Annotated in this window: 24 protein-coding genes; 21 read left to right on the top strand and 3 right to left on the bottom strand. The window is 45.0% G+C overall.

Features of this window, described 5'->3' with window-relative positions; genetic code table 11:
* Window positions 1-41 precede the first annotated feature (41 nt).
* Entirely contained in the window at window positions 42-974 is a 933-nt protein-coding gene (zipA, locus tag ACXABW_RS03835; protein ID WP_457524084.1) for a cell division protein ZipA, read from the bottom strand.
* A gap of 227 nt (window positions 975-1,201) precedes the next feature.
* Here zipA and cysZ point away from each other — a divergent pair, with 227 nt between their 5' ends.
* The 5 genes from cysZ (at window position 1,202) to crr (ending at window position 6,137) form a co-directional block, all read left to right on the top strand.
* Window positions 1,202-1,942 carry a sulfate transporter CysZ gene (cysZ, locus tag ACXABW_RS03830; protein WP_457524082.1) on the top strand — a complete coding sequence of 247 codons (741 nt, stop codon included), beginning with the start codon at window positions 1,202-1,204 and terminating at the stop codon, window positions 1,940-1,942.
* Window positions 1,943-2,112: 170 nt separating this feature from the next.
* On the top strand, window positions 2,113-3,081 hold the full coding sequence (gene cysK / locus ACXABW_RS03825; protein ID WP_457524081.1) for a cysteine synthase A: 969 nt from the start codon (window positions 2,113-2,115) through the stop codon (window positions 3,079-3,081).
* 300 nt (window positions 3,082-3,381) lie between these two features.
* Window positions 3,382-3,639 carry an HPr family phosphocarrier protein gene (locus ACXABW_RS03820; protein WP_252029792.1) on the top strand — a complete coding sequence of 86 codons (258 nt, stop codon included), beginning with the start codon at window positions 3,382-3,384 and terminating at the stop codon, window positions 3,637-3,639.
* A 139-nt stretch (window positions 3,640-3,778) separates the two neighbouring features.
* The gene (ptsI, locus tag ACXABW_RS03815) at window positions 3,779-5,503 is read left to right on the top strand and encodes a phosphoenolpyruvate-protein phosphotransferase PtsI (RefSeq protein WP_457524079.1); all 1,725 of its coding nucleotides are present in this window, start codon (window positions 3,779-3,781) and stop codon (window positions 5,501-5,503) included.
* A 124-nt stretch (window positions 5,504-5,627) separates the two neighbouring features.
* On the top strand, window positions 5,628-6,137 hold the full coding sequence (gene crr, locus ACXABW_RS03810; RefSeq protein ID WP_252029790.1) for a PTS glucose transporter subunit IIA: 510 nt from the start codon (window positions 5,628-5,630) through the stop codon (window positions 6,135-6,137).
* Between the two features lie 77 nt (window positions 6,138-6,214).
* Here crr and ACXABW_RS03805 read toward each other — a convergent pair whose 3' ends face one another.
* The gene (locus ACXABW_RS03805; RefSeq protein WP_457524077.1) at window positions 6,215-7,381 is read right to left on the bottom strand and encodes a 2-octaprenyl-3-methyl-6-methoxy-1,4-benzoquinol hydroxylase; all 1,167 of its coding nucleotides are present in this window, start codon (window positions 7,379-7,381) and stop codon (window positions 6,215-6,217) included.
* Window positions 7,382-7,670: 289 nt separating this feature from the next.
* Here ACXABW_RS03805 and miaB point away from each other — a divergent pair, with 289 nt between their 5' ends.
* From miaB to lnt, 5 genes are all read left to right on the top strand, one after another.
* A complete protein-coding gene (gene miaB, locus ACXABW_RS03800; RefSeq protein WP_457524075.1) occupies window positions 7,671-9,095 on the top strand; it encodes a tRNA (N6-isopentenyl adenosine(37)-C2)-methylthiotransferase MiaB in 1,425 nt (474 codons plus the stop codon).
* A 130-nt stretch (window positions 9,096-9,225) separates the two neighbouring features.
* Window positions 9,226-10,317: a PhoH family protein gene (locus ACXABW_RS03795; protein WP_252029787.1), complete on the top strand. Its 1,092-nt coding sequence runs from the start codon at window positions 9,226-9,228 to the stop codon at window positions 10,315-10,317.
* Window positions 10,317-10,781: an rRNA maturation RNase YbeY gene (gene ybeY / locus ACXABW_RS03790; RefSeq protein ID WP_252029786.1), complete on the top strand. Its 465-nt coding sequence runs from the start codon at window positions 10,317-10,319 to the stop codon at window positions 10,779-10,781. The genes ACXABW_RS03795 and ybeY overlap by 1 nt, the downstream gene beginning before the upstream one ends.
* A 72-nt stretch (window positions 10,782-10,853) precedes the next feature.
* A complete protein-coding gene (gene corC, locus ACXABW_RS03785; RefSeq protein ID WP_252029785.1) occupies window positions 10,854-11,753 on the top strand; it encodes a CNNM family magnesium/cobalt transport protein CorC in 900 nt (299 codons plus the stop codon).
* 39 nt (window positions 11,754-11,792) lie between these two features.
* Window positions 11,793-13,316 (top strand): apolipoprotein N-acyltransferase, encoded by a 1,524-nt coding sequence (lnt, locus tag ACXABW_RS03780; RefSeq protein ID WP_457524073.1) that lies wholly within the window; start codon window positions 11,793-11,795, stop codon window positions 13,314-13,316.
* An 82-nt stretch (window positions 13,317-13,398) separates the two neighbouring features.
* Here the strand turns inward: lnt and ACXABW_RS03775 are convergent, their stop codons facing one another.
* A complete protein-coding gene (locus tag ACXABW_RS03775) occupies window positions 13,399-13,869 on the bottom strand; it encodes a zinc ribbon-containing protein (RefSeq protein WP_252029783.1) in 471 nt (156 codons plus the stop codon).
* Between the two features lie 273 nt (window positions 13,870-14,142).
* Here ACXABW_RS03775 and leuS point away from each other — a divergent pair, with 273 nt between their 5' ends.
* From leuS to lipB, 11 genes are all read left to right on the top strand, one after another.
* A complete protein-coding gene (gene leuS / locus ACXABW_RS03770) occupies window positions 14,143-16,716 on the top strand; it encodes a leucine--tRNA ligase (RefSeq protein ID WP_457524070.1) in 2,574 nt (857 codons plus the stop codon).
* Between the two features lie 173 nt (window positions 16,717-16,889).
* Window positions 16,890-17,609 carry an LPS assembly lipoprotein LptE gene (gene lptE, locus ACXABW_RS03765; protein WP_457524068.1) on the top strand — a complete coding sequence of 240 codons (720 nt, stop codon included), beginning with the start codon at window positions 16,890-16,892 and terminating at the stop codon, window positions 17,607-17,609.
* 5 nt (window positions 17,610-17,614) lie between these two features.
* On the top strand, window positions 17,615-18,640 hold the full coding sequence (holA, locus tag ACXABW_RS03760) for a DNA polymerase III subunit delta (protein WP_457524066.1): 1,026 nt from the start codon (window positions 17,615-17,617) through the stop codon (window positions 18,638-18,640).
* 58 nt (window positions 18,641-18,698) lie between these two features.
* Window positions 18,699-19,016, top strand: coding sequence for a ribosome silencing factor (rsfS, locus tag ACXABW_RS03755; protein ID WP_252029779.1), 318 nt, complete (start codon window positions 18,699-18,701; stop codon window positions 19,014-19,016).
* A gap of 4 nt (window positions 19,017-19,020) precedes the next feature.
* Window positions 19,021-19,491, top strand: a complete 471-nt coding sequence (rlmH, locus tag ACXABW_RS03750) for a 23S rRNA (pseudouridine(1915)-N(3))-methyltransferase RlmH (RefSeq protein WP_252029778.1) — start codon at window positions 19,021-19,023, stop codon at window positions 19,489-19,491.
* Window positions 19,492-19,496: 5 nt separating this feature from the next.
* Window positions 19,497-21,383 (top strand): penicillin-binding protein 2, encoded by a 1,887-nt coding sequence (gene mrdA, locus ACXABW_RS03745; RefSeq protein ID WP_457524063.1) that lies wholly within the window; start codon window positions 19,497-19,499, stop codon window positions 21,381-21,383.
* Window positions 21,383-22,504, top strand: coding sequence for a rod shape-determining protein RodA (gene rodA, locus ACXABW_RS03740; protein ID WP_252029776.1), 1,122 nt, complete (start codon window positions 21,383-21,385; stop codon window positions 22,502-22,504). Before mrdA ends, rodA begins: the two co-directional genes overlap by 1 nt.
* Window positions 22,505-22,507: 3 nt before the next feature.
* Complete coding sequence (locus ACXABW_RS03735; RefSeq protein WP_457524061.1) at window positions 22,508-23,293, top strand: septal ring lytic transglycosylase RlpA family protein; 786 nt, start codon at window positions 22,508-22,510, stop codon at window positions 23,291-23,293.
* Between the two features lie 90 nt (window positions 23,294-23,383).
* Window positions 23,384-24,562 (top strand): serine hydrolase, encoded by a 1,179-nt coding sequence (locus ACXABW_RS03730; RefSeq protein ID WP_265686383.1) that lies wholly within the window; start codon window positions 23,384-23,386, stop codon window positions 24,560-24,562.
* Window positions 24,563-24,704: 142 nt separating this feature from the next.
* On the top strand, window positions 24,705-24,983 hold the full coding sequence (gene ybeD, locus ACXABW_RS03725; protein ID WP_176288439.1) for a DUF493 family protein YbeD: 279 nt from the start codon (window positions 24,705-24,707) through the stop codon (window positions 24,981-24,983).
* A gap of 218 nt (window positions 24,984-25,201) precedes the next feature.
* Window positions 25,202-25,870, top strand: a complete 669-nt coding sequence (gene lipB, locus ACXABW_RS03720; RefSeq protein ID WP_252029773.1) for a lipoyl(octanoyl) transferase LipB — start codon at window positions 25,202-25,204, stop codon at window positions 25,868-25,870.
* Window positions 25,871-25,872: the final 2 nt, after the last annotated feature.

Here is a 25,872-nt window from a genome sequence, read left to right as displayed (position 1 = left end):
TCGCATTAAAAAAGGCTCCCTCTAGGAGCCTTCGCTGATTCTTAAGCTGTTTTTCTAGCGTTATCAAAATCTTGGATTTGACGGCGGTATTTCGCTAGTCGATCAGGGGTCATTAGATTTCGAGCATCATCCAATACATTACCCCCTAAGTCATCTGCAATTTGCTGTGCAGTCTTGAGCATCAACTTAAAGTTCTGATCGGCTTCACCAAAGCAAGGTAGGGTCATAAAGAATGAAATACCTTTGGTACTAAATTCAGCAGGATCATCATGCTTTAAGGTACCTGGTTGCATCATGTTCGCGACACTAAACAGCACTTTACCTGTTCCAGACAAATCTGAATGGCGGTGGAAAATATCCATTTCGCCGTATAACAAGCCATTTTGTTGCATGCTATCAAATAGCTTGGTACCAATAAATGCGTCATTACCTGCACAGTGCACGTTTAGCACTATAACTTCCATTTCTGGCTCAGCAGGACTTTCAGCACTTGTTGGTGTTTGCTGCACGTCTTCGTCAGAGGCAACGTCGGGTTCAATATTCACATTTTCGGCATCACTTTTTTCAGCAACTAGTGAGCTAACTTCTGTATCAACCTCTGGTTCTTCTATCGCTTTAAAAGAAGGTAAAACATCGAGCTCTTCAGTGACTTCTTTACTGGCTACGGCTGGCTCATCAGCGATATCTCGTTCAGGTTCATAGCCGTCAATCAGAGGGTCTACCTCAGCATGTTCACCACCAGCGCCAAAATCAGGTTCTTTTCGATCCTTGCGAATAATCTCGAAATCATCTTCCGGAGCGAACGCTCGTTGAGGTGTATCTTGGGATTCGTCGTTCTCGACTTTTAACTTTCCAAGTGGCTTATCACCAAACTTGGCTTTTCCTTCTTTCTTACTTGTCCAAAGACCATGAAACAGTAACGCGGCTATCGCTAGCGCGCCGACAATAATAAGTACGAATCGCAATTCCTGCATGCTTCACTCTCAAACTCTCACCGATAGCGCAATGTCCTTGCTCTATTGCGAGGTGAATTTATATGACTTTATCGATACTTTACCAAAACTCTCCACTGTTTTAGAACAACTTAATGTTAGAAGTTCCAATAATGATGTGATTTTGACCACGCTTTTTTTCTCAAATTAGATAAGTACAATTAAAAGCGTACTCAAAATGACTTCACAACATGAGGAAAACCACCGTTATGAGTTCAAGTTTTAAGCAACGCACCGGGTTTGGCTACTTCTTCTACGGGATTGAACTTGCCCTTGCTCCAGGAATCAGGCGCTTCGTTCTAATGCCATTATTGGCCAACATCGTATTAGTGGGTGGCGCGCTTTTTTATCTTTTCTCAAATATGGGGGGGTGGATTGATCAATTGATGGGGCAACTACCAGAATTTCTAAGCTGGTTAAGCTATTTGCTATGGCCGTTAGTGGTAATCACTATCTTAGGGACTTTTTCTTATTTCTTCAGCACCTTTGCCAATTTCATTGCCGCTCCTTTTAATGGATTACTCGCCGAAAAAGTAGAGGAAAAGCTAGTAGGAAACAGAATTAACGACGATAGCCTATTTGACACGCTCAAAGATACGCCGCGTATTATGGCCAGAGAATGGCGAAAATTAGTCTATGTACTGCCAAAGGCCATTGGTCTGTTTTTGCTACTACTGATCCCAGCACTCGGCCAAACCATTGGGCCAATTTTGTGGTTCATTTTTACTGCGTGGATTTTGGCAATTCAATACTGTGATTATCCATTCGATAATCACAAAGTGAGCTTTAATGACATGCGATACAAATTGAAACAAAAACAGTCAAAAGCATATGGCTTTGGTGCGTTAGTCGCATTATTCACTACAATTCCTGTTCTCAATTTGATCATCATGCCTGTTGCTGTCTGTGGAGCCACAGCTATGTGGGTGGCAGAGTTCAAAGATAAATAAGTATTTATGCGCTCTAGGGAGCTCATTTTCATAAGCTAGAGCGCTTAATTCCTTCCCTTCTATAAGTTATAACTTTTTAATCCTTTTCGGTTTTTCTGTTAGCGAATATTCTTCTAAACGTAATCACAAACGTGCAAACCACGTACAACGTGTAATGAAGGAACATCACTATGAGCAAAATCTACGAAGACAATTCACTGACTATTGGTAACACACCTCTTGTCCGCTTAAACAAAGTAAGCAAAGGTAAGGTACTGGCAAAAATCGAAGCTCGTAACCCTAGCTTCAGTGTTAAGTGTCGTATCGGTGCAAACATGATTTGGCAAGCTGAGAAAGACGGTAAGCTAAAAGCTGGTGTTGAGTTAGTAGAACCGACAAGTGGTAACACTGGTGTTGCTCTAGCATTTGTTGCAGCGGCACGCGGTTACAAACTGACTCTTACAATGCCTGAGTCAATGAGCCTAGAACGTCGTAAGCTTCTAAAAGCGCTGGGTGCAAACCTAGAGCTTACTGAAGCTGCAAAAGGCATGAAAGGTGCAATTGCAAAAGCTGAAGAAATCGTTGCAAGTAACCCAGACAAGTATCTACTACTTCAACAATTCAACAACCCAGCGAACCCAGAAATCCACGAGAAGACCACTGGCCCTGAAATCTGGGAAGCAACAGATGGTGAAATTGATGTGTTCGTTGCGGGCGTAGGTACAGGCGGTACTATTACAGGTACAAGTCGTTACATTAAAGGCGAGAAAGGCAAAAACATCGTTTCTGTCGCTGTAGAGCCAGCTGAGTCTCCTGTTATTGCTCAAGCGCTAGCGGGTGACGAAATTCAACCAGCTCCACATAAAATTCAGGGTATCGGCGCAGGTTTCATTCCTGGCAACCTAGATTTAGAGCTTCTAGACCGAGTTGAATCTGTCACTTCAGACGAAGCGATTGAAATGGCTCGTCGCCTAATGGAAGAAGAAGGTATCTTAGCCGGTATTTCTTCAGGTGCAGCCGTTGTTGCAGCAAACCGACTAGCGGAACTAACTGAATTTGCAGGAAAAACCATTGTAACTGTTCTACCAAGTTCTGGTGAGCGCTACCTAAGCACAGCACTATTTGCAGGCATTTTTACTGAAAAAGAGAACCAACAGTAATATGGCTCAAATCAATTTTTAGTTTAAAAAAGCCCCATTCAGGGGCTTTTTTGTTGATCCCTGCCTCACCTTTGGTAATATCAGGGCTGTTTTATTTTTAGCTTCAAAATAAAAGAAGTTAAAACGAATTTCATACAATGGCATAAAACAGCATAGACTGACTTTGCGATTGTTAAATTTTTAGCCAGTATCAGTTCTGACACGAAAACAACGTTACCCTGCTAGCAGAAACGTGTTTAAGGAGTTAAGCTAATTCTGGCTTAGAAACTAACAAAAAATAAATCAATTGGGGTATATAACATGTACGAGAAGCAAGTAGAAATCACTGCAGAAAACGGTCTTCACACTCGTCCAGCTGCACAGTTCGTTAAAGAAGCTAAAGCATTCGACGCGGACATCACTGTGACTTCTAACGGCAAGAGCGCTAGCGCGAAAAGCCTATTCAAGCTACAAACTCTTGGCCTTGTAAAAGGTACTAAAGTAACTATTTCAGCTGAAGGCCCACAAGCTCAACAAGCTGTTGACCACCTAGTTGCTCTAATGGACCAACTACACTAATCCGGTCTCCTATTTTCGAAGCCATTTTGTGAAAGCAAAATGGCTTCGTTGGAAATAGGGCAAAACTTGAGCTACAACTTATCGTTAGCACTTTAGTTCACACTCTCCCGTTTACAGTTGACCAATTTAAGGTAAGGCTATGATTTCAGGCATCCTAGCATCTCCAGGTATTGCTTTTGGTAAAGCACTACTTCTTCAAGAAGATGAAATAGTCCTAAATACAAACTCCATTTCAGACGATCAAGTCGAAGCAGAAGTTCAACGCTTCTTCGATGCGCGTAACAAATCCGCAGCACAGCTAGAAACAATCAAGCAGAAAGCTCTTGAGACGTTTGGTGAAGAAAAAGAAGCGATCTTTGAAGGTCACATCATGCTTCTTGAAGACGAAGAGCTAGAAGAAGAAATCCTAGCACTGATCAAAAAAGACAAGATGCACGCTGATAACGCGATTCACACAGTTATCGAAGAACAAGCGACGGCACTTGAGTCTCTAGACGACGAATACCTAAAAGAGCGTGCAACTGATATCCGCGATATCGGTACACGTTTTGTAAAAAATGCACTAGGCATCAACATTGTCTCGCTAAGCGATATCGATGAAGAAGTTATTCTAGTTGCTTACGACCTTACTCCATCTGAAACAGCGCAGATCAACCTTGACTACGTTCTTGGTTTTGCTTGTGACATCGGCGGTCGTACTTCTCACACTTCAATCATGGCTCGTTCATTAGAACTTCCAGCGATTGTTGGCACTAACGACATCACATCGCGCGTTAAGAACGGCGATATGCTGATTCTTGACGCGATGAACAACAAGATTGTTGTTAACCCATCTGAAGCAGAGATAGAGGAAGCGAAAGCGGTAAAAGCAGCATTCGCAGCTGAGAAAGAAGAGCTAGCTAAACTAAAAGATTTACACGCAGAAACGACTGACGGTCACCGCGTAGAAGTTTGCGGTAACATTGGTACGGTTAAAGACTGTGACGGTATCATCCGTAACGGTGGTGAAGGTGTTGGCCTGTACCGTACTGAATTCCTATTTATGGACCGCGACGCACTTCCTACTGAAGAAGAGCAGTACCAAGCGTACAAAGAAGTTGCGGAAGCAATGAACGGTCAATCAGTGATCATCCGTACTATGGATATCGGTGGTGACAAAGATCTTCCATACATGGATCTGCCACAAGAGATGAACCCGTTCCTAGGCTGGCGTGCAGTTCGTATCAGCTTAGATCGTCGTGAAATCCTACGCGATCAGCTACGTGGTATTCTACGTGCTTCTGCACACGGAAAACTGCGTATCATGTTCCCAATGATTATCTCTGTTGAAGAAATCCGTGAGCTTAAGAAAGCAATCGAAGAGTACAAAGCAGAGCTACGTGCAGAAGGCTTAGCGTTCGATGAAGAAATCGAAATCGGCGTAATGGTTGAAACCCCTGCTGCAGCGGCTATCGCGCACCACCTAGCGAAAGAAGTATCTTTCTTCTCTATCGGTACTAACGACTTAACGCAGTACACGCTAGCGGTAGATCGCGGTAATGAAATGATTTCTCACCTATACAACCCGCTATCACCAGCTGTACTAACAGTGATCAAACAAGTGATCGATGCTTCTCATGCAGAAGGCAAGTGGACTGGTATGTGTGGTGAGCTTGCTGGTGACGAGCGTGCGACACTACTTCTATTGGGTATGGGTCTAGATGAGTTCTCAATGAGCGGCATCTCTATCCCGAAAGTGAAGAAAGTCGTTCGTAACTCTAACTTCGCAGAAGTGAAAGCAATGGCAGAGGAAGCACTTTCTCTTCCAACCGCTGCTGAAATCGAAGCTTGCGTAGAAAAATTTATTGCAGAAAAGTCTCAATAATCTGCTGATACCCCTAAATCATAAGCAACAACAAGGGATAGACGACTAAAAGTAGTCGTCTATTCTCTATGATTGGTATACTATAATTCGACAGAATAAAACTAAACGTTAGGAGCATGACACAATGGGTCTGTTTGACAAACTTAAGAAGCTAGTATCTGATGACAGTGCTGACGCTGGTGCAATTGAAATCATCGCACCTCTATCTGGTGAAATCGTAAACATTGAAGATGTGCCAGATGTTGTTTTCGCTGAAAAGATCGTAGGTGACGGTATTGCTATCAAGCCTGCTGGCGACAAAATGGTAGCTCCTGTTAACGGTACTATCGGTAAGATCTTCGAAACTAACCACGCTTTCTCTATCGAGTCTGACGATGGCGTTGAGCTATTTGTTCACTTCGGTATCGATACCGTTGAACTAAAAGGCGAAGGTTTCAAGCGTATCGCTGAAGAAGGCCAAGCTGTTAAAGCTGGCGACACTATCATTGAGTTCGACCTAGCTCTACTTGAAGAGAAGGCTAAGTCTACTCTAACTCCTGTAGTTATCTCTAACATGGACGAAATCAAAGAGCTGAACAAGCTTGCTGGTTCTGTAACTGTTGGTGAGACTCCAGTACTTCGTGTAACTAAGTAAGCTATATTTAGTGCATGAAAAAACGCAGCCAATGGCTGCGTTTTTTGTTTGTATGTATTTCACACAGTGAAAATGAGTTACTTCAGGCCTAAAGCATACTTCAGCACCTGTTTTTTCAACGGACCAGAATTCTCGGCAATTTTTAGAGCTGCATTACGCATGAACCGTAACGGAGCAATGTCGTTACTAAACCCTTTGTAAAATAAGTCCATTCCAGACTGCATCAACAAGTTGTCAGGCTTACGCTTACGTTGATAATGATTCAACACTGACGTACCTATAACCTCTTGCCCAGCGGTAACCTCTAGCAATACTTCGACATCTTTAAAGCCCAAATTCACCCCCTGCCCAGCAAGTGGGTTGATCGTATGTGCTGAATCGCCCACTAGAACACAATTTTTCTTGCTGTACGATTGCGCGTGACGACGAGTCAAAGGAAATGAACCAAATTGAAGCACTTCGATATCACCAAGCTCTGGAGGAAAATGAGCAACAATCTCTTCCCTAAGCTTCTCTGGTGTCATGGCACAAAGCTGTTTAATGCGTTTCGGGCTGTCATACCAAACCAATGAACCCTGCCCTACGCCATCTAGTGAAGGAAGGGGCAAAAATGAACGCGGTCCGCTAGACGTAAACTGCTGCCAAGTAATGTCTTGTTGGGGTAACGCTGTTCTTACATTGATTAGCATGCAATGCTGTCTGTAATCCCATGCTGTAACTCCAATCCCGGCCAGTGAGCGCACTTTGGAATTCGCACCATCTGCGCCAACCACTAGTTCGGCCTCTAGAGTAGTACCAGAAGCCAGAACCACCTTATTTACCTCGTCGAACTCTATGTTTTCTAACGTATCAGGGCAAAATAGTTCAATATTTTCGTATTGAGTAAGTTGCTGCCATAAGCCCAATTGAATAAGTCGGTTCTCAACAATATAACCAAGTTGCGGCATACCGAGCTCATCAGAGTGAAAACGCGTTCGGCACTCTGGGTGCTCCCAGGTTTCTAAACGTCGATATGGGCATACTCGCATCTTTGCGATGTCACTCCATGCCCCAAGTTCATCCAATATTGCAACGGAATGTTCAGAGATAGCTGAAACGCGGATATCCATCGGCTGCTCAGGGGAAAATGCTTTGGGCGCATAACCTTCAACAACGGCTACCTTTCTGCCTTGTTTAGCAAAACCGATCGCAGTAGCGGCACCAACCATACCCCCACCAATCACAGCAACATCAAACTTGCTCATAATTTGTACTTCATCATATTGATTCATTGGCTGTTTTTTATTGTACGTTTTCATTACCAAAATGTAATCAAAAACCTTATCCACTTTGCGGTCAAAACCCTTATTTAACAACGCTTGGAATTGATTTATCGACAGCACTAGTCAGTCGGTTTTTAAAGCAGTACAATACGCCGCTTACCGCCGAGAGGGCGGACAAATTATCGTCATTTTTGCAATAAAAGCTGGGATGGCACTAAGAAACACTGGGCGATTTGCTCCCTTAATTTAAACTAACGATCGAGCGAACAACATGAGTAAAAAACTGCTAATTAAAACCTGGGGCTGCCAGATGAACGAATACGATTCATCGAAAATGGCCGACCTGCTTAACGCTGCTAATGGCTATGAGCTAACAGAAGAACCAGAGGAAGCAGATGTTCTGTTACTTAACACCTGTTCGATTCGTGAAAAAGCCCAAGAAAAAGTCTTCCACCAGCTAGGCCGCTGGAAAACTCTAAAAGATAAGAACGACGGTGTTGTGATCGGTGTTGGTGGCTGTGTTGCCACTCAAGAAGGCGACCACATTCGTGAGCGTGCACCTTTTGTCGACGTTATTTTCGGCCCACAAACTCTGCACCGTCTTCCTGAGATGATTAAGCAATCTCAAAGTGATGATGCACCCGTCATGGACATTTCTTTCCCTGAAATCGAGAAGTTTGACCGTCTACCTGAACCTCGCGCTGAAGGTGCAACAGCATTCGTTTCTATCATGGAAGGCTGTTCTAAGTACTGTACCTATTGTGTAGTACCATACACTCGCGGCGAAGAAGTTAGCCGTCCAATGGACGACGTTCTTTTCGAGATCGCACAACTGGCAGATCAAGGCGTACGTGAAGTTAACTTACTAGGTCAAAACGTAAACGCATACCGTGGTCCAACGCACGAAGGCGATATTTGTTCTTTCGCAGAGTTGCTACGTCTTGTTGCATCTATTGATGGCATCGACCGTATTCGCTTTACGACTAGTCATCCACTAGAGTTCACTGACGACATCATCGCAGTATATGAAGACACACCAGAGCTTGTAAGCTTCCTTCACCTACCTGTACAAAGTGGTAGTGACCGCATCCTTACTATGATGAAGCGCCCTCACACAGCAATCGAATACAAATCGATCATTCGTAAGCTGCGTAAAGCGCGTCCTGATATTCAAATCAGCTCTGACTTTATTGTTGGTTTCCCTGGTGAAACGGCTAAGGATCACCAAGATACAATGAAGCTAATTAAAGACGTTGATTTCGATATGAGCTTTAGCTTTATCTTCTCTCCTCGCCCAGGTACACCCGCTGCGGACTATCCGTGTGACGTATTAGAGCAAGAGAAAAAAGAACGTCTATACGAACTTCAGCAAACGGTAAATGCACAAGCGATGCGTTACTCGCGCCTAATGCTAGATACAGAGCAACGCGTTCTGGTTGAAGGCCCATCGAAGAAGAACTTGATGGAGCTTCGTGCACGCACTGAAAATAACCGCGTGGTGAACTTTGAAGGTAGCGCAGACCTAATTGGTCAGTTCGTTGACGTGAAGATCACTGACGTGTTTGCTAACTCTCTACGTGGCGAGCTGGTTCGTACAGAGAAAGACATGGATCTACGTACCGTAATTTCTCCAACACAAATGATGGCGAAAACAAAACGTGAAGATGAGCTAGGTGTAGCAACCTTTACACCTTAATTAGTGCTCTTCATCACTATAAGCTTGAAAATACCTCACTAAGTGACCATCTTAGAGATAGGTATATGTAGCCATTAAAAGCCCGGTCTCAATCGGGCTTTTAACAAATGGCCAATAATGAGAGGCAACTTTGAGCAATAAAATCGTTACCCTAGAAATTAATCTAGAACCTTCAGACAATCACCGTCTAGCCAGTTTATGTGGCCCTTTCGACGACAACATCAAACACTTAGAACGTCGTCTCGGTGTAGAAATCAGTTATCGTGGCAACTTCTTCACTATCGTTGGTAAACCCCACACTTCAGCTGCTGCGTTAGAAATAATCAAAACACTTTACGTTAACACCGCTCCAGTACGCGGGAAAATTCCTGATGTAGAGCCAGATGAAATACACCTAGCCATCAAAGAAACAGGTGTTCTAGAGCAAAACCTAGAATCCAACATCGAACATGGCAAAGAAGTCTTTATTAAGACTAAAAAAGGCGTAATCAAGCCACGTACTCCGAATCAAGCTCAATACCTAGTGAACATGGTTACTCACGACATTTCATTTGGTATCGGTCCGGCAGGTACTGGTAAAACTTATCTAGCGGTAGCTGCAGCAGTAGATGCATTAGAACGCCAAGAAATCCGTCGCATTTTGCTCACTCGCCCTGCGGTAGAAGCCGGTGAGAAGTTGGGCTTCTTACCTGGTGATTTGAGCCAAAAAGTCGACCCATACCTTCGCCCACTCTACGATGCGTTGTTTGAAATGCTTGGCTTCGAGAAAGTAGAGAAGCTTATTGAGCGCAACGTAATTGAAGTGGCACCACTAGCCTACATGCGCGGCCGTACTCTTAACGATGCGTTTATTATCTTGGATGAAAGCCAAAATACCACTGTGGAACAAATGAAGATGTTCCTGACTCGTATCGGTTTCAATTCGCGTGCTGTCATTACTGGCGACGTGACGCAAATTGATTTACCACGAGGTGCTAAGTCTGGCTTGCGTCATGCGATTGAAGTATTGAGTGAAGTGGATGAAATCAGCTTTAACTTCTTCCAGTCTGATGATGTTGTTCGTCACCCAGTGGTTGCACGTATCGTTAACGCTTACGAAAAGTGGGAAGCTCAAGATCAAAAAGAGCGCAAAGAGTATGAAAGGCGCCGCAGAGAAGAGCGAGAAGCAAAACTTGCAGATACGCCGACTCCCACCTCACAACCACAAGAGCTGAATAAATAATGGCAATCGAACTGGATTTACAATTGGCAGTCGAAGATGAACAAGGACTGCCAAGTGAGCAAGACGTTCATCTTTGGTTCAGCAACGCTGTGACAAAATTCCAGCCAAATGCCGAAGTAACGATACGAATCGTAGACAGTGAAGAAAGCCATACGCTTAATCACCAATACCGTGGGAAAGACAAACCGACAAACGTACTGTCTTTTCCTTTTGAGGCGCCTCCAGGCATCGAGCTCGACTTACTTGGTGACCTAATTATTTGTCGCCAAGTAGTTGAACTGGAAGCGGAGCAACAAAATAAGCCGGTGATGGCACACTGGGCGCATATGGTTGTACATGGCACTCTGCATCTGCTAGGTTATGATCATATCGAGGATGACGAAGCGGAAGAAATGGAGTCCCTCGAAACAGAAATCATGCATGAGTTGGGATTCGAAGATCCTTACCTTGCTGAGAAGCTATAGAAACTTTAGAGGTAGACCAGTTTCTATACGTGAGCTATCACACATCTGATAGCGTTACTTAATAGAGAAACAATGAACGAAGATAATTCTCCTTCTTCAACAGAAGGCAAGAAAGAAAAATCTGAAGGTCCGAGTAGAAAGTCCTTCTTCGGCCGCCTAGGTCAACTTTTCCAAGGTGAACCCAAAGATCGCCAAGAGCTCGTTGATGTAATTCGCGACTCAGAGGAAAATGACCTGATTGATCATGACACCAGAGACATGCTCGAAGGTGTTATGGAAATCTCCGAAATGCGAGTTCGCGATATTATGATCCCGCGTTCTCAAATGGTTACCGTCGATCGCAGCGATGATCTTGATGCACTTGTTGCTCTCATCACCGATGCACAACACTCTCGCTACCCAGTGATCAGTGAAGACAAAGACCATGTGGAAGGTATCCTGCTTGCGAAGGACTTACTCAAATATCTTGGCTCTGAAAGTGCCCCGTTCGACTTTGAACAAGTGATACGCCCAGCGGTTGTAGTTCCGGAAAGTAAGCGAGTTGATCGTCTACTTAAAGAATTCCGTGAGGAACGATATCACATGGCGATTGTCGTAGATGAGTTCGGCGGAGTTTCTGGTTTGGTGACTATCGAAGACATTCTCGAAGAAATCGTTGGTGAAATTGAAGACGAATTCGACGATGAAGAAGAAGTCGATATCCGCAAGCTAAGTAAACATACATTTGCAGTAAAAGCGTTAACGACGATCGAAGAGTTCAACGAAACGTTTGGTACAGACTTCAGCGATGAAGAAGTCGATACTGTAGGTGGTATGGTTATGACAGCGCTTGGTCACCTACCGTCTCGTGGTGAAGTGGTAGAAATCGAAAACTACAGCTTCAAAGTATCTGCTGCGGATAACCGCAGAGTGGTACAGTTACAAGTTACGATTCCCGACGAAGAGCCTCTTCCAGAACCTACTGAAGAGTAACGCGAATCCTCTCGAAAGAGAGTATCAGAATAAGAAACGATGAATAAAATCCTTACTCATCGCCTACTGCGGCCGCTTGCGGCCGCTTTTGTTGGCGCTTTAACTACCCTATCCTTTGCTCCTTATCAAATCTGGCCCTTGGCCATTATCAGCCCTCTATTACTGCTGCTGCTTATCAACAATACTTCACCTAGAAGTGCGTTTTTTACAGGTTATGCGTGGGGCATAGGGCAGTTTGCAACCGGCATCAGCTGGGTACACATCAGTATTGATAATTTTGGCGGTATGCCGAAAGCCGCTAGCCTCTTTTTGATGGCGCTGTTGGTTGGCTATCTGGCTGCCTACAGTGCACTGTTCGCTTGGTCACTGAATAAGTTTTTCGCACGCAGCAACAAAACTCGATTTTTCTTGGCAGCCCCTGCACTTTGGTTGATCTTTGATTGGCTTAGAGGATGGGTAATGACTGGGTTCCCTTGGTTATGGCTAGGCTATAGCCAAATCGACTCCCCCTTAGCCAACTTTGCCCCATTAGCAGGGGTAGAACTCATCACATTACTGGTAATTGTGTGTGCTTCATCCCTTGCTTACACGTTTATTCATAAGTCCAACTCTCCCAAAATATGGCTGAACTTACTCATTCCAGCTGTTGTGTTTGCAACCGGCTTTGGCCTGAGAAATATTTCTTGGGTCACTCCAGATCCAACTAACACAACTAAAGTAGCACTCATTCAAGGCAACATAGACCAAGCAATCAAATGGTTACCGAGTCAACGCTGGCCTACTATCATGAAATACACCGATCTTAGCCGAGAGAATTGGGATGCTGATGTAATTATTTGGCCTGAAGCGGCCATTCCAGCTTTCGAATACGAGATCCCTTCATTTCTACGAAATCTCGACTCAGCTGCAAAAATGAATGATAGCGCCATCATCACCGGAGTCGTGAATCAAGGCGAAGATAAAAAGTTCTACAACAGCATTCTAGCGTTAGGGCAAACACCTTATGGTGACTACAGCTATGATCCGTCTGAGCGCTACCATAAACACCACTTACTGCCTTTCGGTGAGTTTGTACCATTTGAAGATATTTTGCGCCCGTTGGCCCCTTTCTTCAATTTGCCAATGTCATCATTCAGCCAAGGGGAATTCATTCAGCCAAACATTATCGCAAATGGCCGACATATGGCACCTGCGTTGTGTTATGAAATTATCTTTAATGACCAAGTCAGACAAAACGTTACTGATGAAACCGACTTCATCTTAACTCTATCGAATGATGCGTGGTTCGGAGATTCCATTGGTCCACTTCAGCATATGGAAATTGCTCGTATGAGAGCGAAAGAGTTAGGTAAGCCTTTGATTCGTTCAACTAATAATGGCGTTACCGCTGTGACTGATTACCAAGGGAACGTCGTTGAGCAAATTCCTCAGTTCGAAACCGGAGTCCTCAGAGCTGAGTTAACCTCGACAACTGGCCACACACCTTATCGTCATGTTGGTACCTGGCCGCTGTATATCTGGGTGTTTATCAGCCTAATTGTTGGCTGGAGACTGAAAGACTAGCGAAAACCAATTAGATTGCGAACACACAAAAGGGCTACACAATGTGTAACCCTTTTTTCTTTTCACCCAGAACAATGACGGGTTAAGGCTTTAACGGCTGTCGACTAAAGCCTTTACAGCCGCATTTGGTACAAGGAATGATAATTGTTGGGTGGTTGTATTGCGTTTTATGTCCACAGTCGTCACAGACAAGATTTCCCAGCCCAATCACTTCACCCGCTTGATACAAGCCCTGGTGTTCTAAATCTTGGAACAGCTCGACCCACTCAACCTTGGTACGGTCAGTAATATCAAGTAGCCCTTGCCAAACCGAGTCGGCAATCATGAGGTAGAAAGGTCCGCTTTTTGAATCCTCGTAGTTGTCTGCAAACTCTTTTAAATCAGATTTTACATACGCAGAAACAAGCGCCATTTCATCCTTAGTTAGGTCATTTGCTGCTTGAGCTACCTTCCCCGACGTTTCAATGACGTTATTCACTTCATCAGGGCTATGTTTGAGCGTCTCTACCACGTCATCTAGCATCTCTTCATAACCAGCTTTACGTTTTGGCATAGCGAACCTCCTCAAGATTACCTTCTACTTTATCCCCTAAAGAATTAACGTCGTGATTAAACGACCTCAACTCTGAGCAAAACAACCAAATCCCTTCCTATTAGCATAGTTCTTCTATAGGTTCAGAGGGAATTTGCATCGCCAACAGCCTAGCGACTGCAAGTATGACGGGGATAGCTATTGTTGTACCTCGTTCCTTTAGGTATTCTATGACGATCTATTTAAGTCTGTTCTAACCGAACTCACAAATTCCAAGATAACCGGACATCATCGATGCAAGAACAATACAACCCGCAAGATATTGAACAGAAAGTTCAACAGCACTGGGACAACAACAAGACCTTTGTTGTAAGTGAAGACCCAAACAAAGAAAAATTCTACTGTCTATCCATGTTCCCTTACCCAAGTGGCCGACTGCACATGGGTCACGTGCGTAACTACACAATCGGTGATGTGGTATCTCGCTTCCAACGCCTGCAAGGCAAAAACGTAATGCAACCAATCGGTTGGGATGCATTCGGCCTTCCAGCAGAAAACGCTGCGGTAAAAAACAACACAGCTCCTGCACCATGGACTTACGAAAACATCGAGTACATGAAGAACCAACTTAAAATGCTTGGTTTGGGCTACGACTGGGATCGTGAATTCGCGACTTGTACACCAGAGTACTACCGCTGGGAACAAGAGTTCTTCACTAAGCTTTACGAAAAAGGTCTAGTTTACAAGAAGATGTCTACAGTTAACTGGGATCCAGTTGACCAAACAGTTCTTGCAAACGAGCAGGTTGTTGACGGCCGTGGCTGGCGTTCAGGCGCAATCGTTGAGCAGAAAGAGATCCCTCAATGGTTCATCAAGATCACTGAATACGCTCAAGAGCTGATCGACGATCTAGACACACTAGATGGCTGGCCAGAGATGGTTAAGACCATGCAGCGCAACTGGATCGGCCGTTCTGAAGGTGTAGAGCTAAAGTTTGAAGTGAAAGGTCAGCAAGACCTAGAAGTTTACACAACTCGCCCAGACACACTAATGGGTGTGACTTACGTCGGTATCGCAGCAGGTCACCCTCTTGCAGCAGAAGCAGCTAAGACAAACCCTGAGCTAGCGGCTTTCGTTGAAGAGTGTAAGAACAACAAAGTAGCAGAAGCTGAAATGGCAACAATGGAGAAGAAAGGTATGGCAACTGGCCTTACTGCTATTCACCCATTGAACGGCCGTGAGGTTCCTGTTTACGTGGCTAACTTTGTACTGATGGACTACGGTACAGGCGCTGTAATGGCAGTACCTGCACACGACCAACGTGACTACGAGTTCGCGACTAAGTACGGTCTAGACATCATCCCTGTAATCAAGCCGGCTGACGGCAGCGAGCTAAACATCTCTGAAGAAGCGTACACTGAGAAAGGCGTACTGTTCGATTCAGGTGAGTTCGACGGCCTTGAATTCCAAGCGGCATTCGATGCAATCGCAGCGAAGCTTGAAGCTGAAGGCAAAGGCACTAAGACAGTTAACTTCCGTCTACGTGACTGGGGTGTATCTCGTCAACGTTACTGGGGTGCTCCAATCCCAATGGTAACCACTGAAGATGGTGAAGTTCACCCAGTACCAGCGGACCAACTACCAGTCATTCTTCCAGAAGATGTAGTAATGGACGGCGTAACTAGCCCAATCAAATCTGATAAAGAGTGGGCGAAGACAACATTCAACGGCGAACCAGCTCTACGTGAGACTGACACGTTCGATACGTTTATGGAATCTTCTTGGTACTACGCACGTTACTGTTCACCACAAGCTGACGACATCCTAGATCCAGAGAAAGCAAACTACTGGCTGCCAGTAGACCAGTACATCGGTGGTATCGAGCACGCTTGTATGCACCTACTGTACTCTCGCTTCTTCCACAAGCTTCTACGTGATGCAGGCTACGTAACATCTGATGAACCATTCAAGCGCCTACTATGTCAAGGCATGGTACTGGCTGATGCATTCTCTTACGAGAACGAGAAAGGCGGTACTGAGTGGGTTGCACCTACTGACGTGACTGTTGAGCGTGACGGTAAAGGCCGCATCACTTCAGCGAAAGACAACACTGGCCGTGACGTTGAACACTCAGGCATGATCAAGATGTCTAAGTCGAAGAACAACGGTATCGATCCTCAAGAGATGGTAGACAAGTACGGTGCTGACACAGTACGTCTATTCATGATGTTTGCATCTCCAGCAGACATGACACTTGAGTGGCAAGAGTCTGGCGTTGAGGGTGCTAACCGCTTCCTGAAACGTGTTTGGAAACTAGTAAACGAGCACGCATCGAAAGGCGCGGCAGAAGCTGTTGATGCCTCTGCACTGTCTGGTGACCAAAAAGCACTTCGTCGTGACGTTCACAAGACTATCGCGAAAGTGACTGACGATATCGCTCGTCGTCAAACGTTCAACACGGCAATCGCTGCAATCATGGAATTGATGAACAAGCTAGCGAAAGCGCCTCAAGAATCTGCACAAGATCGTGCAATCCTTGATGAAGCGCTAAAAGCAGTTGTTGCAATGCTTTACCCAATCACACCGCATATCTCTAGCGAAATGTGGGTAGGTCTAGGCGAATCCGACATCGACAATGCAACATGGCCAACGTTTGATGAAAAAGCGCTAGTTGAAGACGAGAAACTAATCATCGTTCAGGTTAACGGTAAGCTACGTGCGAAACTGACTGTACCAGCAGATATCTCTAAAGAAGATATTGAAGCGCTTGGCCTAAACGATGAGAACGTTACTAAGTTCACAGAAGGTAAAACTGTACGTAAAGTTATCTACGTACCAGGTAAACTTCTAAACATCGTTGCTAACTAAGCACCGCAGTAGTGAAAAGTGCGAACTAATCGCTGATAAATAAGCCATAAGCAGGGTGGCTCTAGTCTATTGAACTAAAGCCTTACCCTGCTTTATTTATCTTAATGTTTTAGCCTCGAATCGAGGTATAGAACCGTAAGATAAGTATTCCAATAATCGAGAGCCCTATACCCATGTTTCGTAGCGCATCACGTCTGATTTCAAAGTCATCAATTAAGGTTACTAGTGTTGTATTCTTAGCAAGCCTTTTATCCGCTTGTGGTTTTCATCTGCGCGGTGATTACTCGGTTCCGGAAGAACTCAATACTATGTCTGTGACCAGTTATGACCAATACAGTACGTTTACCCGAGCCGTGAAAGGTCAGCTACGTATGAGTGAGATTGAGATTGTTTCTCCGGCGGCGGATGTTCCTAACTTACACTTGATGGGGGAAGGCGTTGGTGAAAGAACGCTCTCTCTGTACCAAAATACTCGAGCGGCAGAAAAAGAACTGACATTCCGCGCGTCATACAGAGTTACAATCCCGGAACTGGGTTCGAAAGTATTCAGAACCAGTGTAACCCGAAGCTACTTAGATAACCCGCTGACTGCATTAGCAAAATCGGTCGAGCGCGACATGATTGAAGACGAAATGCGCAAACTGGCAGCAACACAGATCTTACGTCAGATGGCTCGCCTGAAAGCCGACATCGAATCCAATGAAATGATGCTAGAAGAGCAAGAAACTATTACTTCTGAAATGTCAGAAGAACAATATGACATAAAGACTATTGAAGGCGAAGTCGGTGATATTGCTAGCCCTCAGGTCGAAGCCCAAAGAATAGCAGAGCAAACTCAAGCAGAACAAGAAGCTGCAGCACCGGCAACTTCAACTGACAGCAAAGAACAGTAGAGCCCATGCGCATCTATTCGGATCGTCTACCCGAACAATTGAAGAAAGGGCTACACCCACTCTATCTTTTGTTCGGTAATGAGCCACTGCTTCTCCAAGAATCCCGCCAAGCGATTCAACAATCAGCAAGCCAACACGGGTTCGACGAACGCCACCGATTTAGCGTTGATAGCAGTCTGGATTGGAATGAAGTCCATGACTGCACACAATCGCTGAGCCTTTTTTCGTCACGCCAACTGATAGAACTTGAACTACCAGAATCGGGAGTGAATGCTGCTATCGGTAAAGAACTGACAGCTTTAGCCGATGCTTTGCATCCTGATGTAATGTTGGTCTTAGTCGGTGGTAAACTGACTAAAGCACAAGAAAACACCAAATGGTTTAAATCGTTAAGCTCAAATGGTTGTTGGGTGAATTGCCTTACACCCGATCTTCAAAGGCTGCCACAGTTCGTACAAGCTCGCTGCCGCACTCTTGGCTTGACCGGCGATCGTGAAACGTTCCAAATGTTAGCTCAGTGGCATGAAGGCAACCTCATGGCACTTTCACAAAGCCTCGAGAAACTAGCCTTACTTTACCCAGATGGCGTGCTAAATCTGGTTCGCATAGAAGAATCACTCAGTCGACATAATCACTTTACCGCTTTCCACTGGGTCGATGCGCTGTTAGCTGGAAAATCCAACCGCTCGCAACGTATCTTGCGCCAACTAGAAGCTGAGGGAGTTGAGGCAACGATACTGATACGCACGATTCAGAAAGAGTTACTCACTTTGCTAAAAATGAAGCAGGAGCTTAACGTTTCGGCTATTGGGCAGGTTTTCGACAAGCACCGAGTATGGCAATCTAAACGCCCACTCTACTCGAGCGCGTTATCACGACTCACTAATGAGTCAATTTCCAACTTGCTCCAATTACTTACCCAGTGTGAAGTGCTGACAAAAACCCAATACGACACCTCATCATGGCCAATTTTGCAGCAACTGAGCGTTCAACTTACTGTGCCTAACGTTAACATCGCTGCCCTGAATTAAATGCGTGCTATACTGCGCCAAAAGCCTATTTTTATTACCACTCTAGAGGAATTTTCCCTTGCAACACGAAGCGTTAAACGATTTTCTAGCAGACAAAGCTGATGACATGAAAGCCCTAGACATTAAAACTATCGATGTCCAAGGCAAATCCAGCGTCACTGACTTCATGATCATTTGTACTGGAACGTCGAAAAGACACGTTGCATCAATCGCGGATCATGTCGCGAATGAAATCAAAAAGATCGGCCTTATTCCTCTGGGAATGGACGGTGAAAAAGAAGGTGAATGGGTCGTTCTAGACATGGGCAGTACTATGTTACACGTCATGCAAGAAGAGCACCGTGAACTCTACCAACTAGAAAAGCTGTGGAGCTAACCTTTTGAAAATACAACTGATTGCCGTCGGGACTAAGATGCCTAAGTGGGTTGAAGAAGGGTTCCAAGAGTATCGTCGCCGCTTCCCTCATGATATGCCACTTGAATTGATTGAAATTTCAGCAGGTAAGCGCGGCAAAAATGCCGATATTGCAAGAATTTTGCAAAAAGAAGGCGAAGCCATGTTGGCAGCCGTGCCAAAAGGCAACCGAATTGTTACTCTCGATATCCCGGGCAAGAAGTGGGATACACCACAACTCGCACAACAGCTTGAAAGTTGGAAACTAGATGGGCGCGACGTTTCGATTCTTATCGGTGGCCCGGAAGGTTTAGCGCCAGCATGTAAAGCGGCCGCAGATCAAAGCTGGTCTTTATCCGCGTTAACCTTGCCCCACCCGCTCGTTCGTATCGTTATGGCAGAGAGTTTATACCGAGCGTGGAGCATTACCGCTAACCACCCTTACCATCGAGAATAGATTGAATGTTGCGTAAGCGTAGCCAAATTCGTGACTACCAAGAAGAGGCTCGACTATTTAAAAGTCGGGCCTTGGTTGCTTTTATTGGAATTGTTGTCCTGATTGGACTGCTGGTTACTAACCTCTACAATATTCAGATCAACCAGTACCAAGATTACAAAACCCGCTCGAATGACAACCGCATCAAAGTCGTCCCTATCGCTCCAAACCGAGGATTGATATACGACCGTAATGGTAAACTTCTGGCGGAAAACCGACCTGTATTTAGCTTAGAAGTAACACCAGAGAAAGTTGAGGATATGGATAGAACCATTGCTCAATTGCAAGCTCTGATGCCAGAAATCACCCCTGAACGGGTTGAGTCTTTCAAGAAAGAGCGTCGCCAAACTCGCCGCTTTAAATCCGTCCCATTGCTGACTCAACTTACTCAAGAACAAGTCGCCATTTTTTCGGTAAACCAGCATAAGTTTCCCGGTGTTTCCGTCAATGCTGCGCTAAAACGCTACTACCCATACGGTGAGGTCCTCACTCACGTGATCGGGTATGTTTCACGTATCAATGACCGTGATATGCAGCGCTTAGTCAGGGAAGAAAAAGCCGCAAACTACCAGGCTACACGTGACATCGGTAAACTCGGTATCGAACGCTACTACGAAGATGTACTTCACGGTACAGCTGGTTATCAAGAAGTCGAAGTCAATAGCCGAGGCCGTATTATCCGTACTTTGAAGTACGTACCACCGGTACCGGGTAAAGACATTGTTCTCAACCTCGATATCAACCTTCAACTCTATGTCCATAAACTACTGGACGGTCGTCGTGGTTCTGCCATCGTTCTAGATCCAAAAGATAACGGCGTACTCGCTATGGCTTCAAGCCCAAGCTACGATCCGAATGCGTTCGTGCACGGCATTTCAGGCAAAGCTTATAGCAAACTTCTGAATGACAATAACCGCCCGCTAGTAAACCGAACCACATTAGGTATTTACCCACCGGCGTCGACTATTAAACCATTCATGGCCGTGGCGGCATTGGAAGAAGGCGTAATAACGCCAAGAACAACGCGAAATGACCCAGGTTACTGGCGCATTCCGAATTCTAAAACTCGTCCATTCCGCGATTGGTTGGCATGGGGTCACGGGAAAGTCGATATTGTTAAGTCGATTGAAGAGTCAGTCGATACCTTCTTCTATCAAATAGCCTACGATATGGGCATCGACCGTATCTCTACTTGGATGATGAAGTTTGGCTTTGGTGAATACACCGGCATTGATATTTACGAAGAAAGTAAAGCCAATATGCCAACTCGCGAGTGGAAGATGGCGCGCCATCGTACCCCTTGGTATCAAGGTGACACCATTCCAGTGGGCATTGGACAAGGCTACTGGACCGCAACACCAATGCAGATAGCAAAAGCAACTTCAGTGTTGGTCAACCACGGTCAAGTGGTTGCGCCTCACCTTCTCAGAGGCACCATCAACAATGGTGACGATTTTGACTCAATGCAAATGTCTGAGATTGAAACTTACCCACCGATTACCAATGTGTCAGAAAAATACTGGGACATCGCTACCGAAGGGATGCGTTTGGTAAACCACGGTAAAAAAGGAACAGCACGCCGAGCGTTTAGAAACATGGAATACAGCACAGGCGGAAAATCAGGAACAGCGCAAGTATTTGGTCTTGCTGAAGACCAAGAATACAACGCAGACGAACTTGCAGAACACCTACGAGATCATGCTCTGTTCACGGGTTTTGCCCCGTTTGACGGCCCTCAATATGTTGTCACTGTAGTACTTGAGAATGCCGGCGGTGGTTCCAGCAATGGTGGACCATTTGTGAGAAAAGTATTCGATCACGCAATACTCGGTGAAGAAAAGGCAGAGAAATAATGGAACTGGATCCTTCTACTGGACAAAACCGAGCGTTTTTCCAACGCCTGCACATCGATCTTCCGCTACTTCTAGGGATCTTAGTGCTCATGGGGTTCGGCTTGATCGTAATGTACAGCGCGAGCGGCCAGAGCTTAGAGATGATGGATCGCCAAGCAATGCGAATGGCACTTGCACTGGGCGTGATGTTCTTCTTGGCTCAGATACCACCAAGAACTTATGAAACGCTAGCGCCACTGATGTTTTTCTGTGGCGTCGCCTTGCTGTTTGGGGTGTTGTTTTTTGGTGAAGCCTCCAAAGGTGCACAGCGTTGGCTGAACTTGGGTTTTGTGCGATTTCAGCCGTCAGAGTTACTCAAACTTGCTGTACCACTGATGGTGGCACGTTACATTGGTAAACGCTCACTGCCACCAACTTTCCAAACCTTAGTTATCTCACTGGTGATGGTATTTGTTCCTACTATTTTAATCGCGAAGCAGCCTGATTTAGGTACATCGATTTTGATTGCCGCATCCGGCATTTTCGTTATTTTCTTAGCGGGCATTAGTTGGAAAATTATCTTTGCAGCTGCGGCGGCTGTCGGAGCATTTGTGCCTGTACTATGGTTCTTTTTGATGCGCGAGTATCAAAAAGTTCGTGTGAGAACCTTGTTTAACCCAGAGTCCGATCCGCTCGGCGCTGGTTATCACATTATTCAAAGTAAAATTGCGATCGGCTCAGGGGGAATTTCAGGCAAAGGCTGGCTACAAGGCACTCAGTCACAATTGGAGTTTCTACCAGAACGGCACACCGACTTCATTTTTGCGGTTATCGCTGAAGAATGGGGGCTGATCGGAATTTTAGCACTGCTCTCGATTTATCTATTTATCATCGGTCGCGGGCTGTATTTAGCCAGTAATGCTCAAACCGCATTTGGTCGTATGATCGCCGGCAGTATAGTACTAAGCTTCTTTGTCTACGTATTTGTAAATATTGGTATGGTAAGTGGAATTTTACCTGTTGTTGGCGTACCTCTGCCTTTAATCAGCTACGGTGGTACCTCTATGGTCACACTAATGGCTGGATTTGGCATTTTGATGTCCATCCATACACACAGAAAAGCATTTTCAAAGGCAACGTAATACATGAATCAAAAGCACCTTTTTCTCTCGGTGGTAGCAGCCTCTATTCTTGCAGGCTGTTCATCTTCTTCTAGATACGACTTAGATGATGATACTGCGCCTAAAGCGCCAATCTCCGTAGAACATATTGAAGATGCCATCCCACAATACGAACCGTACAGCTTAGGTGGTAATAGCAATTACACGCTGCGTGGCAACGACTACGAAATTATCAAAGACCCGAAAGGGTTCTCCGAAAAAGGCCAAGCGTCCTGGTACGGAAAAAAATTCCATGGCCACCTCACCTCCAATGGTGAAGTGTATGATATGTACTCCATGACAGCTGCGCACAAAACGCTGCCTATCCCGAGTTACGTAAAAGTCACTAATACTGATAATGGTAAATCGACCATCGTTCGAGTCAACGACCGTGGTCCATTCCACGAAGGGCGTATTATCGACCTCAGCTACGCCGCGGCTTACAAGCTCGACGTAATCAAAACGGGCACCGCGAACGTTGAGATTGAAGTCATCACCGTAGAAAGACCTAGCGCGGAGCACAAAGTACAAAAGCTACCTAGCTACCGCATTCAAGTGGCAACCTCAAAATATGAAGATCGCTCGCGAACTTTAGCCGAAGAATTGAGTCAGAAATTATCTGTAGACAGCTTTATTGATAGCAACAATAAGACTCATCGAGTCTTTTTGGGGCCATTTAATGACTATAAGCTGACGCAGGAGGCCTTGGAGCAAGTTAAGCTGCTCGGCTTTGATTCTGCATTCATCAGAAAACACACAGCGACTAAATAGTCCTCAACCCAATGTGGGTCTGAACCTGCACTGGTTTGAGCGATTGTTTCTGTTAAGATATGGACAGTTAACTATAAACTTGCATTCATCATGAAAAAAATAACATCAATCAAATCTATTTTTGCTACTACCGTTGCTCTCTCTGCAACACTAGCAACATCAGCTATCGCTTCACCTATTGTCGTCCCTGACGCACCGCAAATTGCAGCAAAAGGTTACGTTCTACTCGATTACCATTCAGGTAAGGTTCTAGCTGAAAAAGAGATGAACACTAAGCTATCTCCAGCAAGTTTAACCAAAATGATGACGAGCTACGTCATCGGCCAAGAACTGGCAAGTGGTAATATTTCTCCAGAAGACGAAGTCACCATCAGCAAAAACGCATGGGCAAAAAACTTCCCAGATTCTTCGAAAATGTTCATCGAAGTGGGCACAACTGTAAAAGTTGAAGACCTAAACCGCGGTATCATCATCCAATCAGGTAACGACGCATGTGTTGCAATGGCTGAACATATTGCCGGTTCAGAAGATGCTTTCGTTGATCTAATGAACGCTTGGGCTGACTCTATTGGCATGACAAACACGCACTTTGCTAATGTTCACGGCCTAGACAACCCAGAGCTATACTCTACCCCTTACGACATGGCCCTGCTTGGTACTGCGTTAATTCGCGATGTTCCAGAAGAGTACCGTATCTACGCAGAGAAAAAATTCACTTACAACGGCATTACCCAGTACAACCGCAACGGTCTACTTTGGGACAAGAGCATGAACGTTGATGGCATTAAAACTGGCCATACAAGTAATGCAGGCTACAGCCTAGTAAGCTCAGCGACTGAAGGCAAAATGCGTTTAGTCGCTGTAGTCATGGGAACTAAGAATGCTAACGCTCGCAAATCAGAAAGCAAAAAGCTACTGAGCTACGGCTTCCGCTTCTTCGAAACAGTGGCGCCACACGAAGCTGGCGAAACCTTCGTAGAAGAGAAAATCTGGATGGGTAACAAAGATACCGTTGCACTTGGCGTAGACGAAAGCACCTATGTCACGCTTCCACGAGGCCAAGCGAAAAACCTGAAAGCCAGTTTTGTACTTGAAAAAGAGCTAGAAGCCCCAATCATGAAGGGTGACGTAGTTGGTAAGCTATACTATCAACTAGATGGCGAAGATATTGCTGAATACCCTCTACTTGCTCTAGAAGATGTCGAGCAAGGTGGTCTATTTAGCCGTCTATGGGATTACATTGTATTGCTGTTTAAAGGCTTATTCTAATCCCACAGATTACTGAACATAAAAGCCGCCTCGCGCGGCTTTTTCTATTTGTAACGAGCAGTAATCCCTGCTCTTGAGATAAACCTTATTTGGCAGTACTATTCCGCACCGCTAAATCGAAATTCAAACTGGAGTCTCCATTATGTTGAACATCAATTCAGACGCGAAGCTGAAAGATCTGCTTGAGTTCCCTTGTTCTTTTACTTACAAGGTTATGGGTTACGCAAAACCTGAACTACCAGAGCGAGTTCTTGAAGTGATTCAGCGCCACGCTCCAGGCGATTACAGCCCAACCGTTAAGCCGAGTGCAAAAGGCAACTACCACTCAGTATCGATCAACATTACCGCCACCTCGATTGAGCAGGTTGAAACTCTGTACAAAGAGTTGGGTGAGATTGATATCGTACGAATGGTGCTTTAATTTCCAGCCCAAACTGATAACTAAACTAGAGTATTCTCACTAGTTTTTTAATCTATCAAATATTTTTGAAAGCAGCGCAAGCTGCTTTCTTTCTATATATCAATAAGATAATAAACTCCAGCTACACTCAGAGTTAAAAACCTGTTACTAGTGTGTAGTTCAAATCATGAATAGAGTTTATAATCCGAAAACTTTATTTATCGACAGTGGAATCAGGCATGCAAAATCAACTGGTTGTAAAACAACTCGGGCGCCAAGACTATCAACCCGTCTGGCAAGCGATGCATGAGTTTACTGACAACCGTACCGATGACAGCCGTGATGAAGTATGGCTGGTTGAGCATAATCCTGTTTTTACTCAAGGCCAAGCGGGTAAAGCTGAACACTTGCTCAATACAGGTGACATCCCTGTTGTACAAAGTGATAGAGGTGGCCAAGTCACCTACCACGGCCCTGGCCAATTGGTGGTGTACTTTTTGATTAACCTGCGCCGCAAGAAATTAGGCGTTCGAGATCTCGTCACACATATTGAGAACCTCGTAATCAACACCCTAAAGACATACAATATCGAGTCAGCCGCTCGACCAGATGCTCCTGGCGTTTATGTCGATAACAAAAAGATTTGTTCGTTGGGGCTCCGCATTCGTAAAGGATGCTCGTTTCACGGGTTGGCATTAAACGTCAACATGGACTTATCTCCTTTCCTACGCATTAATCCGTGTGGTTATCAAGGAATGGAAATGGTTCAGGTTAGCCAGCTTGGTGGACCAGATCACGTAGAAACCGTGGAGCAACAACTAATCAAAGAACTCGTGGCGTTACTTGATTATCAAGACGTTACTTACGAGCAAACAGAGCTTAGCACTGAAGCCCTTAACAATAAGTAGTA

This window comes from Vibrio paucivorans (assembly GCF_054053395.1).
Note: the sequence above shows the minus strand (reverse complement) of the source record. Positions and strands in the feature narration are given on the sequence as shown.

Excerpts from the sequence above, each read along its gene's own strand:
- ACXABW_RS03735 (WP_457524061.1), top strand. The coding sequence starts at position 22,508 with ATGAATCAAAAGCACCTTTTTCTCTCGGTGGTAGCAGCCTCTATTCTT.
- leuS (WP_457524070.1), top strand. The coding sequence starts at position 14,143 with ATGCAAGAACAATACAACCCGCAAGATATTGAACAGAAAGTTCAACAG.
- lptE (WP_457524068.1), top strand. The coding sequence starts at position 16,890 with ATGTTTCGTAGCGCATCACGTCTGATTTCAAAGTCATCAATTAAGGTT.
- crr (WP_252029790.1), top strand. The coding sequence starts at position 5,628 with ATGGGTCTGTTTGACAAACTTAAGAAGCTAGTATCTGATGACAGTGCT.
- miaB (WP_457524075.1), top strand. The coding sequence starts at position 7,671 with ATGAGTAAAAAACTGCTAATTAAAACCTGGGGCTGCCAGATGAACGAA.
- ACXABW_RS03820 (WP_252029792.1), top strand. The coding sequence starts at position 3,382 with ATGTACGAGAAGCAAGTAGAAATCACTGCAGAAAACGGTCTTCACACT.
- lnt (WP_457524073.1), top strand. The coding sequence starts at position 11,793 with ATGAATAAAATCCTTACTCATCGCCTACTGCGGCCGCTTGCGGCCGCT.
- lipB (WP_252029773.1), top strand. The coding sequence starts at position 25,202 with ATGCAAAATCAACTGGTTGTAAAACAACTCGGGCGCCAAGACTATCAA.
- cysK (WP_457524081.1), top strand. The coding sequence starts at position 2,113 with ATGAGCAAAATCTACGAAGACAATTCACTGACTATTGGTAACACACCT.
- zipA (WP_457524084.1), bottom strand. The coding sequence starts at position 974 with ATGCAGGAATTGCGATTCGTACTTATTATTGTCGGCGCGCTAGCGATA.
- corC (WP_252029785.1), top strand. The coding sequence starts at position 10,854 with ATGAACGAAGATAATTCTCCTTCTTCAACAGAAGGCAAGAAAGAAAAA.
- mrdA (WP_457524063.1), top strand. The coding sequence starts at position 19,497 with ATGTTGCGTAAGCGTAGCCAAATTCGTGACTACCAAGAAGAGGCTCGA.
- ACXABW_RS03730 (WP_265686383.1), top strand. The coding sequence starts at position 23,384 with ATGAAAAAAATAACATCAATCAAATCTATTTTTGCTACTACCGTTGCT.
- ACXABW_RS03775 (WP_252029783.1), bottom strand. The coding sequence starts at position 13,869 with ATGCCAAAACGTAAAGCTGGTTATGAAGAGATGCTAGATGACGTGGTA.
- ybeY (WP_252029786.1), top strand. The coding sequence starts at position 10,317 with ATGGCAATCGAACTGGATTTACAATTGGCAGTCGAAGATGAACAAGGA.
- ACXABW_RS03805 (WP_457524077.1), bottom strand. The coding sequence starts at position 7,381 with ATGAGCAAGTTTGATGTTGCTGTGATTGGTGGGGGTATGGTTGGTGCC.
- holA (WP_457524066.1), top strand. The coding sequence starts at position 17,615 with ATGCGCATCTATTCGGATCGTCTACCCGAACAATTGAAGAAAGGGCTA.
- cysZ (WP_457524082.1), top strand. The coding sequence starts at position 1,202 with ATGAGTTCAAGTTTTAAGCAACGCACCGGGTTTGGCTACTTCTTCTAC.
- rodA (WP_252029776.1), top strand. The coding sequence starts at position 21,383 with ATGGAACTGGATCCTTCTACTGGACAAAACCGAGCGTTTTTCCAACGC.
- ybeD (WP_176288439.1), top strand. The coding sequence starts at position 24,705 with ATGTTGAACATCAATTCAGACGCGAAGCTGAAAGATCTGCTTGAGTTC.
- ptsI (WP_457524079.1), top strand. The coding sequence starts at position 3,779 with ATGATTTCAGGCATCCTAGCATCTCCAGGTATTGCTTTTGGTAAAGCA.